Annotated in this window: 8 protein-coding genes; 7 read left to right on the top strand and 1 reads right to left on the bottom strand. The window is 72.4% G+C overall.

Annotated features, from left to right (window positions below; genetic code table 11):
* Nucleotides 1–74 precede the first annotated feature (74 nt).
* The 7 genes from ACFWYM_RS22340 (at nt 75) to cobI (ending at nt 11,146) form a co-directional block, all read left to right on the top strand.
* Entirely contained in the window at nt 75–1,049 is a 975-nt protein-coding gene (locus ACFWYM_RS22340; protein ID WP_384839805.1) for a cobalamin biosynthesis protein, read from the top strand.
* Nucleotides 1,046–2,554 (top strand): cobyric acid synthase, encoded by a 1,509-nt coding sequence (locus tag ACFWYM_RS22345; protein WP_384839808.1) that lies wholly within the window; start codon nt 1,046–1,048, stop codon nt 2,552–2,554. The genes ACFWYM_RS22340 and ACFWYM_RS22345 overlap by 4 nt, the downstream gene beginning before the upstream one ends.
* A complete protein-coding gene (cobN, locus tag ACFWYM_RS22350) occupies nt 2,551–6,201 on the top strand; it encodes a cobaltochelatase subunit CobN (RefSeq protein WP_384839811.1) in 3,651 nt (1,216 codons plus the stop codon). Before ACFWYM_RS22345 ends, cobN begins: the two co-directional genes overlap by 4 nt.
* A gap of 127 nt (nt 6,202–6,328) precedes the next feature.
* A complete protein-coding gene (locus ACFWYM_RS22355) occupies nt 6,329–8,377 on the top strand; it encodes a putative cobaltochelatase (RefSeq protein WP_384839814.1) in 2,049 nt (682 codons plus the stop codon).
* The gene (cobO, locus tag ACFWYM_RS22360; RefSeq protein ID WP_384839817.1) at nt 8,377–8,976 is read left to right on the top strand and encodes a cob(I)yrinic acid a,c-diamide adenosyltransferase; all 600 of its coding nucleotides are present in this window, start codon (nt 8,377–8,379) and stop codon (nt 8,974–8,976) included. The genes ACFWYM_RS22355 and cobO overlap by 1 nt, the downstream gene beginning before the upstream one ends.
* Entirely contained in the window at nt 8,970–10,415 is a 1,446-nt protein-coding gene (locus tag ACFWYM_RS22365) for a cobyrinate a,c-diamide synthase (protein WP_384839820.1), read from the top strand. Before cobO ends, ACFWYM_RS22365 begins: the two co-directional genes overlap by 7 nt.
* Nucleotides 10,412–11,146, top strand: coding sequence for a precorrin-2 C(20)-methyltransferase (gene cobI / locus ACFWYM_RS22370; RefSeq protein WP_384839823.1), 735 nt, complete (start codon nt 10,412–10,414; stop codon nt 11,144–11,146). The genes ACFWYM_RS22365 and cobI overlap by 4 nt, the downstream gene beginning before the upstream one ends.
* A gap of 37 nt (nt 11,147–11,183) precedes the next feature.
* On the opposite strand, the gene ACFWYM_RS22375 is transcribed toward cobI, so the two are convergent.
* Nucleotides 11,184–11,915, bottom strand: a complete 732-nt coding sequence (locus tag ACFWYM_RS22375) for a ZIP family metal transporter (protein WP_384839826.1) — start codon at nt 11,913–11,915, stop codon at nt 11,184–11,186.
* Between the last annotated feature and the right edge of the window lie 35 nt (nt 11,916–11,950).

The following is an 11,950-nucleotide window of genomic DNA, read 5'->3' on the forward strand; positions in this document are numbered from 1 at the left end:
CGCCATGCGCGGCTGCCCGTTGCCGGTTCAGTTCAGTGTGAGAGCTCCACTTCGCGTATCGGCGGGCTGAACTCATGTGTGCCGATCGCGACTTTGCGTACGGCGCCGCCGCCGGCCTCCTCGGTGACCTGCTCCTCGGCGATCCCCGCCGCGGGCACCCGGTCGCCGCGTTCGGGCGTGCGGCCGGGGCCGTCGAGCGGGTGCTGTGGCGTGACCGCCGGGGGCGGGGCGCCGCGCACGCCGTGGTGTGCGCGGGGGGTGCCGCACTCGTCGGTGCGCTCGCCGCCGCCGCCGTACGACGGTCCCGGGCCGGGTCCGTCGCCCTGACCGCCGCCGCCACCTGGGCCGTTGTGGGCGGGACCTCCCTCGCGCGCGAGGCGCAGGCCATCGGTGGGGCGCTCGCCGTCGGGGACGTGGAGGTGGCGCGGGAGCGGCTGCCGCATCTGTGCGGGCGGGATCCGCAGTCGCTGGACGCCGACGGGATCGCCCGGGCCGTGGTGGAGTCCGTCGCCGAGAACACGTCCGACGCGGTCGTGGGGGCGTTGGTGTGGGGTGCGGTCGGGGGTGTGCCGGGGCTCGTCGGGTTCCGGGCCGTGAACACGCTGGACGCGATGGTGGGGCACAAGTCGCCCAAGTACCGGAGGTTCGGCTGGGCTTCGGCTCGGCTGGACGACGTGGTGGGGTGGCCCGGTGCCCGGCTCACGGCTGCGCTCGCTGTTCTTTCGGGGGGCTCCCCTGCGGGGGCCGTTCGGGCGTGGCGGGCCGATGCGGGGGCTCATCCGAGCCCCAACGCGGGGCCTGTCGAGGCCGCCTTCGCCGGGGCCCTTGGGGTGCGGCTCGGGGGAACACTTGCTTATGGGGGGCGGGTTGAGCATCGGCCCGTGCTGAACCCTGCGGGGCGGCAGGTCTCGGCGGCGGACATCGAGAGGGCTGTCCGGCTGTCGCGGCGGGTTACCTGGCTTGCCCTTGGGGTTGCGGTCGCCGCTGATGCCGCGCTCCGTTCCGCCATGCGGAACGCCTGCCCACAGAGAGTAGGAGCGCGCTCATGACCGGTGGACTGCTCGTTGCCGGGACCACCTCTGATGCCGGGAAGAGTGTCGTCACCGCCGGGATCTGTCGGTGGCTTGCCCGTAAGGGAGTTGCCGTCGCGCCCTTCAAGGCGCAGAACATGTCGCTCAACTCCTTCGTCACGCGCGAAGGCGCCGAGATCGGGCGGGCGCAGGCCATGCAGGCGCAGGCCGCCCGGGTCGAGCCGAGTGCGCTGATGAACCCCGTGCTGCTGAAGCCGGGGAGTGACCGGAGCAGTCAGGTCGTTCTCATGGGGAAGCCCGTGGGCGAGATGAGTGCGCGGGGGTACCACGGGGGGCGGCAGCGGGCGCTGCTCGACACCGTCGTGGGATGCCTGGAGGAACTTCGGGGCAGCTATGACGCCGTGATCTGTGAGGGGGCGGGCTCACCCGCCGAGATCAATCTGCGGCGCACCGACATCGTGAACATGGGGATCGCCCGGGCCGCCCGCTTTCCCGTGCTCGTGGTCGGGGACATCGACCGGGGCGGGGTCTTCGCCTCGTTCTTCGGGACGACCGCGCTGCTCAGTGCCGAGGACCAGGAGCTGGTCGCCGGGTACTTGGTGAACAAGTTCCGGGGCGACGTGTCGCTGCTCGAACCCGGGCTCGACATGCTGCACGGGCTCACCGGGCGGCGTACGTACGGTGTGCTGCCCTTCCGGCACGGGCTCGGCATCGACGAGGAGGACGGGCTGCGGGTCTCCCTGCGGGGGGCCGTGCGGGAGTCCGCCGTGGCGCCGCCCGTCGGGGACGACGTGCTGCGCGTCGCCGTGTGTGCCGTGCCGCTGATGTCCAACTTCACCGATGTGGACGCCCTCGCCGCCGAACCCGGTGTCGTCGTGCGGTTCGTGGACCGGGCCGAGGAGCTCGTCGACGCCGACCTCGTGATCGTGCCGGGGACGCGTGGCACCGTACGGGCCCTGCAGTGGCTGCGCGAGCGCGGGCTCGCCGACGCGCTCGCCCGGCGCGCCGCCGAGGGACGCCCGGTGCTCGGGATCTGCGGCGGGTTTCAAGTGCTCGGCCGGCACATCGAGGATGACGTGGAGTCGCGGGCCGGGGCCGTCGACGGGCTCGGCCTGCTCCCCGTACGCGTGCGGTTCGAGAAGGAGAAGACGCTGGCGCGGCCCGTCGGGGAGGCCCTCGGTGAAGTCGTCGAGGGATACGAGATCCATCACGGCGTCGCCCGAGTCGGCGGTGGCGAGCCCTTCTTGGACGGGTGCCGGGTCGGGGAGACCTGGGGCACCCACTGGCACGGCTCGCTGGAGAGCGACGCGTTCCGGCGGCGGTTCCTGACGGAGGTCGCCCGTGCCGCCGGGCGCCGCTTCGTCCCCGCGCCCGACACCAGCTTCGGGGCGCTGCGCGAGGAGCAGCTCGACCTGCTCGGCGACCTCATCGAAGACCACGCGGACACCGACGCGCTGCTGCGCCTCATCGAGACCGGCGCACCCGCCGGCCTCCCCTTCATCGCACCGGGGGCTCCCTCATGACCGTCCTGCTTCTGTCCACCGCCGACACGGACCTGCTGGCCGCCCGCGCGTCCGGCGCCCCGTACCGGATCGCCAACCCGACGCGCGTCGACGTGCGCGAGGAGCTGCCCGGGCTCATCGACGGCGCCGACCTGGCCGTCGTACGACTTCTGGGTGGCAAGCGGGCGTGGGAGGACGGGCTTGCCGCGCTCAAGTCCGCCGGTATTCCCACCGTGTTGCTGGGCGGCGAGGCCGTGCCCGACGCCGAGCTCATGGCCGAGTCGTCGGTGCCCGCGGGCGTGGTCGCCGAGGCGCTGCGCTATCTCGTGGAGGGCGGGCCCGGCAACTTCGTGGAGCTCGCCCGGTTCCTGTCCGACACCGTCCTGCTGACCGGCGAGGGCTTCTCGGAGCCGCAGCGCATGCCCGCCTTCGGGGTGCACGGCTCGCGCCCGTACGAGGAGGGGCGGCCCACCGTCGGCGTGCTCTTCTACCGCGCGCACCAGCTGTCCGGGAACACCGCCTTCGTGGACACCCTGTGCGACGCGGTCGAGGCGCGCGGCGCCAACGCCCTTCCGGTGTACTGCGGTTCGCTGCGCGGCGCCGACCCGGAGCTGTACGAGATCCTCGGCCGGGCCGACGTACTGGTCGCCACCGTCCTGGCCGCGGGCGGCACACACGCGTCCGAGGCGAGCGCGGGCGGGGACGAGGAAGCCTGGGACATCGGTGCCCTCGCGGACCTCGACATCCCCGTCCTGCAAGGGCTCTGCCTCACCTCGTCGCGGGCCGCCTGGGAGGCGTCGGACGCCGCCCTCTCCCCCATGGACGCCGCGATGCAGGTCGCGATCCCCGAGTTCGACGGGCGGATCGTCACCGTGCCCTTCTCCTTCAAGGAGCAGGGCCCCGACGACGTCCCGGTGTACGCCGCCGATCCCGAGCGGGCCGCGCGCGTCGCCGGAATCGCCGTACGGCACGGGCAGTTGAGGCACAAGGAGAACCGGGACAAGCGGCTCGCGCTCGTCTTCACCGCCTACCCGACCAAGCACTCGCGCGTCGGCAACGCCGTCGGCCTGGACACGCCCGCCTCCGCCGTACGGGTCCTCGACGCCCTGCGCGACGCCGGCTACGTCGTGGAGGGGCACCCCGACAACGGTGACGAGCTGATCCACCGGCTCATCAACGCCGGTGGCCACGACGTCGAGTGGCTCACCGAGGAGCAGCTGGCCGCCGCCCCCGCGCGCGTGCCGCTCGCCGACTACCAGGCGTGGTTCGCCACGCTCGACCCGGAGCTGCGCGACGGGATGCTTCAGGCGTGGGGCGAGCCGCCGGGGTCGCTGTACGTCGACGGCGACGACATCGTGCTGGCCTCCCTGCAGTTCGGGAACGTCGTCGTGATGATCCAGCCGCCGCGCGGCTTCGGCGAGAACCCCATCGCGATCTACCACGACCCGGACATGCCGCCCTCGCACCACTACATGGCGGCCTACCGCTGGCTGGACAACACGTTCGGCGCCGACGCCGTCGTGCACATGGGCAAGCACGGCACGATGGAGTGGCTGCCCGGCAAGGGACTCGGGCTCAGCGGCGGGTGCGCGCCGGACGCCGTCCTCGGTGATCTGCCGCTGATCTACCCGTTCATCGTCAACGACCCCGGCGAGGGCACCCAGGCCAAGCGGCGCGGGCACGCCACCGTCGTGGACCACCTGGTGCCGCCGATGGCCCGCGCCGACACCTACGGGGACCTCGCCAAGCTGGAGCAACTCCTCGACGAGTACGCCCTGGTGAGCGACCTCGACCCGACGAAGGCACCGGCCGTGCGCGCGCAGATCTGGACGCTCGTGAAGGCCGCCGAGCTCCACCACGACCTGCATGTCGACGAGCAGCCCGACGACGGCGACTTCGACGAGTTCGTCATGCACATCGACGGCTATCTGTGCGAGATCAAGGACGTGCAGATCAGGGACGGCCTGCACATCCTCGGCGGCGGCCCGGTCGGCGAACCGCGCGTCAACCTCGTCCTCGCCGTGCTGCGCGCCTCCCAGGTGTGGGGCGGCCGCGCCAACGCGCTGCCGGGCCTGCGGGCCTGCCTGGCCGAGCACTTCGGGCTCAGCGAGAAGGAGCTGCTCGGCGAGCCCGGCGCACCGGTGAAGGACGTCTCGGCGGCCCTCACCTCGCTGGTCGACGGGCCCGCCCGCACGGCCGCCGACGTCATCGACCTGCTTGAGCAGCTCTGCCGCCGGCTCGCCGAGGGCATGGAGGAGCGCGGCTGGGAGCTCACGGCCGCGCGCGAGCTGGTGCGCGAGGTCGTCGGGACCGAACTCCCGGGCGCCGTCGCCGTGCTGGGCTTCGCCTGCGAGGAGGTCGTGCCGCGCCTCGCCCGTACGACGGACGAGATCGGGCACATCCTGCGGGCCCTGAACGGCGGTTACGTCCCGGCGGGCCCGTCGGGCTCGCCCACGCGCGGCCTGGTGAACGTGCTGCCGACCGGCCGCAACTTCTACTCCGTCGACCCCAAGGCCATTCCCTCCAGGCTGAGTTGGGAGGTCGGGCAGTCGCTCGCCGACTCGCTGGTGGCACGGTATCTGGCGGACACGGGGGACTATCCGAAGTCCGTGGGCCTGACCGTGTGGGGAACGTCCGCCATGCGGACCCAGGGTGACGACATCGCGGAGATCCTCGCGCTGCTCGGGTGCCGTCCGGTGTGGGACGACGCGTCGCGGCGGGTCACCGGCTTCGAGGTCGTGCCGGTGGGCGAGTTGGGGCGGCCGCGGATCGATGTGACGGTCAGGATCTCCGGCTTCTTCCGGGACGCCTTCCCGCATGTGGTCGGGCTGATCGACGACGCGGTACGGGCTGTCGCCGCGCTGGACGAGCCGGATGAGGACAATTTCGTACGGGCGCACGTCGAGGAGGACGCAGCCGGGCACGGGGACCGGCGGCGGGCCACGGCTCGCATCTTCGGGTCCAAGCCGGGGGCGTACGGGGCCGGACTGCTGCCGCTCATCGACGCGCGGAACTGGCGGTCGGACGCCGACCTCGCCGAGGTGTACGCGGTGTGGGGCGGCTATGCGTACGGGCGGGGGCTCGACGGGCGGGCGGCGCGGGGGGACATGGAGACGGCGTTCCGGCGGATCGCCGTCGCCGCGAAGAACGTCGACACGAGGGAACACGATCTCGTCGACGCCGACGACTACTTCCAGTACCACGGCGGGATGGTCGCCATGGTGCGGCACCTGACGGGGGCGTCGCCCGAGGCGTACGTGGGTGACTCCGCCGTGCCCGATCAGGTCAAGACGCGGACGCTCGGGGAAGAGACCCATCGCGTGTTCCGTGCGCGGGTCGTCAATCCGCGGTGGATGGCGGCGATGCGGAGGCACGGGTACAAGGGAGCCTTCGAGATGGCGGCCACGGTCGACTATCTCTTCGGGTACGACGCGACGGCGGGCGTCGTCGACGACTGGATGTACGAGAAGTTGTCGGCGGAGTACGTGTTCGACCCGGAGAACCGGGAGTTCATGGAGAAGTCCAACCCGTGGGCGCTGCGGGGGATTTCGGAGCGGTTGCTGGAGGCGGCTGAGCGGGGGCTGTGGGCCGAGCCGGACCAGGAGACGCTGGAGCGGTTGCGGGCCACTTATCTGGAGCTTGAGGGTGAGCTGGAGGGCGACGAGTGAGATTCCCCAGTCCCACCCCTTCCCGGAACTGTGGGCTTCGCCCCCAGACCCTGCTCTCGGCTACCCCTTGTCGCCTGAACGGCTCGTCCTCAAACGCCGGACGGGCTGAAATGCTGGAGGTCCACGCATGAGTGCCCCTTATCCGTTCACCGCCCTCGTCGGGCAGGACGACCTGCGGCTCGCGCTGTTGCTCAATGCCGTCTCCCCCGCCGTGGGCGGCGTTCTCGTACGAGGAGAGAAGGGCACCGCCAAGTCCACCGCCGTGCGGGCCCTTTCCGCGCTGTTGCCCGATGTCGAAGTCGTCGCCGGGTGCCGGTTCTCGTGTGATCCGGGGGCGCCCGACCCGGAGTGCCCGGACGGGCCCCACGAGGTGGCCGCCGGGGCCGCCCGGGCCTCGCGCATGGTCGAGCTTCCGGTGGGGGCCTCCGAGGACCGGCTTGTGGGGGCGCTCGACATCGAGCGGGCGCTCGCCGAAGGGGTCAAGGCGTTCGAGCCGGGGCTGCTCGCCGACGCCCATCGCGGGATCCTCTACGTCGACGAGGTCAATCTGCTCCATGACCACCTCGTCGATCTCCTCCTCGACGCCGCCGCCATGGGTGCCTCCTACGTCGAGCGTGAGGGCGTCTCCGTACGGCATGCCGCACGGTTCCTGCTCGTGGGGACCATGAACCCCGAAGAGGGCGAACTGCGGCCGCAGTTGCTCGACCGGTTCGGGCTCACCGTGGAGGTCGCCGCCTCGCGGGAGACCGATCAGCGCGTGGAGGTCGTCAGGCGGCGGCTCGCCTATGACGACGACCCCGGGGGCTTCGCGGCCCGGTGGGGGGACGAAGAGGCCGCCGTGCGGGGGCGCATCGTCGCCGCGCGGGCGCTGCTGCCCCGGGTACGGCTCGGGGACGGGGCGCTGCGGCAGATCGCGGCCACCTGTGCCGCGTTCGAGGTCGACGGGATGCGCGCCGACATCGTGATGGCGCGCACCGCGACCGCCCTCGCCGCGTGGGCGGGCCGCGAGGACGTGCTCGCCGAGGACGTGCGGCAGGCCGCGCTGCTCGCCCTTCCGCACCGGCGGCGGCGCAATCCCTTCGACGCGCCGGGACTTGACGAGGACAAGCTCGACGAGACGCTCGAGCAGAACAGCGGGAGTGACCCGGGGGACGATGACCCCGATCCTGACGGGCCCGGGGGCGGGGGTGGGCAGCCGCCGCAGGGCGACGGGCCCGACCGTGGGCCCGACGACAGCTCTTCGGCCCCGGACAGCGGCGATCTGCCCGCGCAGGGCCGGCCGTCCGAGGACGGTCAGGCCCGGTCCGCCGGGAGCGGGGAGCAGCAGCCGGTACGGGCCGGTGAGCCGTTCCGTACGAAGGTGCTGAGCGTGCCGGGGCTCGGGGAGGGCGCGGCCGGGCGGCGGTCGAGGGCGCGTACCGAGCACGGGCGTACGACCGGGGCCCGGCGGCCCCGGGGCGCCCTGACGAAGCTGCACCTGGCCGCCACCGTGCAGGCCGCGGCGCCGCACCAGCGGGCGCGCGGGCGGTCGGGGCGCGGGCTCGTCGTACGCCGTGACGATCTGCGGCAGGCCACGCGGGAGGGGCGCGAGGGGAACCTCGTGCTGTTCGTCGTGGACGCCTCCGGGTCGATGGCGGCGCGGCAGCGGATGAGCGCCGTCAAGGGCGCGGTGCTCTCGCTGCTGCTCGACGCCTATCAGCGGCGGGACAAGGTGGGGCTCGTGACGTTCCGGGGGTCGTCGGCGGATGTCGCGCTGCCGCCCACCTCGTCCGTGGACGCGGCCGCCGTACGGCTGGAGTCGCTGCCCACGGGCGGGCGGACGCCGCTGGCCGCCGGGCTGTTGAAGGCGCACGAGGTGCTGCGCGTGGAACGGCTGCGGGATCCCGCGCGGCGGCCGCTGGTCGTGACGGTGACCGACGGGCGGGCCACGGGCGGCCCGGAGCCGGTGGCGCTCGCCGGGCGCGCGGCGGGGCTGCTCGCCGCCGAAGGGGTCGCCTCCGTGGTCGTCGACTGCGAGTCGGGGCCCGTGCGGCTCGGGCTCGCGGGGCAGCTCGCGGGTCGACTCGGCGGTACCGCCGTGACGTTGGACGAGCTGCGGGCCGATTCCATCGCCGGACTCGTACGGGATGTGCAGCAGGGTGGCGGGAACGGAAACGGAAGCAGGAGGGCCGCTTAATGCCTCAGGGGCAGCCGAGTGTCGTACCGGACGACGGGCTGACGACGCGTCAGCGCCGGAACCGGCCGCTGGTCGTCGTGCACACGGGCATCGGCAAGGGCAAGTCGACGGCCGCCTTCGGGCTCGCCCTGCGGGCCTGGAACCAGGGGTGGCCCATCGGGGTGTTCCAGTTCGTCAAGTCGGCGAAGTGGAAGGTGGGGGAAGAGAACGCGCTGCGGGTCCTCGGAGCCAGTGGGGAAGGGGGCTCCGTCGACTGGCACAAGATGGGTGAGGGCTGGTCGTGGGTGCAGCGCGACTCCCAGATGGACAACGAGGAGAAGGCGCGCGAGGGGTGGGAGCAGGTCAAGCGGGACCTCGCCGCGGAGACCTACCGGCTGTACGTGCTCGATGAGTTCGCCTACCCGATGCACTGGGGGTGGGTCGATGTCGAGGAGGTCGTGTCCGTGCTGCGGGAGCGGCCGGGGACGCAGCATGTGGTGATCACCGGGCGTAACGCCCCCGAGAAGTTGGTTGAGTTCGCTGACCTCGTCACCGACATGTCCAAGGTCAAGCACCCGATGGACGCGGGGCAGAAGGGGCAGCGGGGCATCGAGTGGTGAACGTTCCTCGGCTTGTCATCGCCGCGCCGTCGTCGGGCAGCGGGAAGACCACCGTCGCGACGGGGCTCATGGCCGCGTTCGCCGAGCGGGGGCTCCGTGTGTCCCCGCACAAGGTGGGGCCCGACTACATCGACCCCGGGTACCACGCGCTCGCGTGCGGGCGGGTGGGGCGGAATCTCGATGCCTATCTGTGCGGGGCCGAGTCGGTCGCTCCGCTGTTCGCGCATGGGGCGGCGGGGTGCGACCTCGCGGTGGTCGAAGGTGTGATGGGGCTCTATGACGGGGCCTCGGGGCAGGGAGAGCTCGCCTCCACCGCTCATGTGGCGAAGCTGCTGCGGGCGCCTGTTGTGCTGGTGGTCGATGCGTCTTCGCAGTCGCGGTCCGTTGCCGCGCTGGTGCACGGGTTCGCCTCGTGGGATCCCGAAGTGCGGGTGGGGGGCGTCATCTTGAACAAGGTGGGGTCCGCGCGGCACGAGGAGTTGTTGCGGGAGGCGCTCGACGAGAGCGGGGTGCCCGTGTTGGGGGCGCTGGCCCGGGTGCGGCAAGTGCGGGCGCCTTCGCGGCACTTGGGGCTTGTGCCTGTGGTGGAGCGGCGGGGTGAGGCTGTCGAGTCCGTGCGGGCTCTTGCCGAGCAGGTGCGGGGTGGGTGCGACCTTGAGGGGTTGCTGGCTCTTGCTCGGAGTGCGCCGGGTTTGGAGAGTGCGGCTTGGGATGCGGGTGCGGCTGTTGCCTGCGGCGGTTCTTTCCCCAGTCCCGCCCCTTCCCGAAATCGCGACTCCGTCGCCCTGGGGCGCCCCGATCGCCTGAACGGCTCGTCCTCAAACGCCGGACGGGCTGAGAAGCCTCTCGTTGCTCTTGCCTCTGGAGCCGCCTTCAGCTTTGCCTACGCCGAGCACTCCGAGCTGCTCTCCGCCGCCGGCGCCGATGTCGTCCCCTTTGATCCGCTGCACGATGAGCAACTGCCCGACGGGACCAGTGGGTTGGTGATCGGTGGGGGGTTTCCTGAGGTGTATGCGCCTGAGCTCTCCGCCAATGAGCCGTTGCGGAAGGCCGTGGCCGAGCTTGCCCTCAGTGGGGCGCCGGTCGCCGCCGAGTGTGCGGGGTTGCTGTATCTGGGGCGGGAGTTGGACGGGAAGCCCATGTGCGGGGTGCTGGACGCGTCGGCACGGATGTCGGAGCGGCTCACGCTGGGGTATCGGGAAGCCGTTGCCGTGTCCGACAGTGTTCTCGGCGCCGCCGGGACGCGGATGCGGGGGCACGAGTTTCATCGCACCGTCGTCGAGCCGGGCGCCGGGGCGGCTCCCGCCTGGGGGTTCACCGCCCCTGAACGGCGCGTCGAAGGTTTCGTACAACAGGGAGTGCACGCCAGTTATCTGCACACCCACTGGGCGGCCGAGCCCCGGTTCGCCCGTCGGTTCGTAGAGAGGTGCACTCCATGACAGACCACGTGCTCGTCGGGGTCGGGGTCGGGCCCGGTGACCCGGAGCTGGTGACCGTCAAGGGCGTCAACGCGCTGCGGGACGCCGCCGTCGTCGTCGTGCCCGTGATGGACAGCGGGGAGCGGGGGCGGGCCGAGGCCACCGTGCTGCACTACGTGCCGGAGGAGAAGGTCGTACGGGTCGTGTTCGCGCTCAACGAGCGGAGCGACCGGGCGCGGCGCGAGGCCGCCTGGGACGCCGCCGGGGAGCGCGTTGCCGGGCTGCTGCGGGAGCACGGCAGCGTGGCCTTCGCGACCATCGGGGACCCCAATGTCTACTCGACGTTCACGTATCTCGCGCAGACCATCGGCGAGCTGGTCGCCGGTGTGCGGATCGAGACCGTGCCCGGGATCACCGCCATGCAGGACCTCGCCGCGCGCAGCGGGGCCGTCCTGACGGAAGGGACCGAGCCGTTGACGCTCGTGCCCGTGACCGCGGGGGCAGCCGTCCTGAAGGACGCGCTGCACGGGCCCGGCACCGTGGTGGCGTACAAGTTCGGGCGGCTCGCGCACGAAGTGGCGGCCGCGCTGCGGGAGACGGGGCGGACCGGGGACGCCGTGTGGGGGTCGGCGCTCGGGCTCGCCGAGGAGTCGATCAGGCCCGCCGGGGAGCTGGGCGACGGCCCGCTGCCGTATCTCTCCACGCTCATCTCGCCCGCGCGCCGCGACGGTGGCCGCGGCGGGAAGCTGTGAGGGGCGAGACGGCATGAGCTCCCCCCGGGGCACCGCGTCACTCCGCCGCCGTGCCGATCACCAGCCACATCAGCGCCGCGCCGGCCACGGTGCACAGCAGCGTCGTCCTGGCCGGGTGCTCGTGGCTGGCCTCGGGCAGGATCTCGGCGGCCGCGATGTAGAGCAGGACGCCGCCGAAGAAGCCGAGATAGCAGGCGAGCGCTTGCGCCGGAATGGTGAAGAGGAGCGTCGACGCGGCGCCCACCACCGGTGCGAGGGCGTCCGCGCCGAGCATCGCGAGGGCCTTGCGGCGGGCGTTCCCGTAGGCGCGCGTGAGCGTGTACGTGTTGAAGCCGTCCGCGAAGTCATGGGTGATGACCGCGAGTGCGACGGTGTAGCCCATCGCGTTGTTCACCTGGAACGAGGCGCCGATCGCGACGCCGTCCGCGACGCTGTGCCCGACCATCGCGGCCGCCGCCCCCAGGCCCACCTCGGGCACCAGGTCGGGGTCGTCGTGCGCGCCGTGCGCCGCCTGCCGCATGGCCATCAGGCGCTCGACGACGTGCGCGACGAGGAAGCCCGCGACGAACAGGAGCAGCGCCGCCGGGACCCCGTACACGTCCTGCCCCGCGCCCTCCAGGGCCTCCGGGAGCAGGTCGAAGCCGACGACACCGAGCATCAGGCCGCCCGCGAAGCCGAGCACCAAGTGGCGCCGGTCGGCGACGTGCTGCGCGGTCCAGCCGCCGACCAGCGTCATCACGAAGGAGCCCAGGGCGACGAGCACGGCCATGGTCCTTTGCTAGCGGATCGGGCCGGGGGCCGCAT

Origin of the sequence: Streptomyces sp. NPDC059009, assembly GCF_042740175.1 — a bacterium.
Taxonomy (GTDB): domain Bacteria; phylum Actinomycetota; class Actinomycetes; order Streptomycetales; family Streptomycetaceae; genus Streptomyces.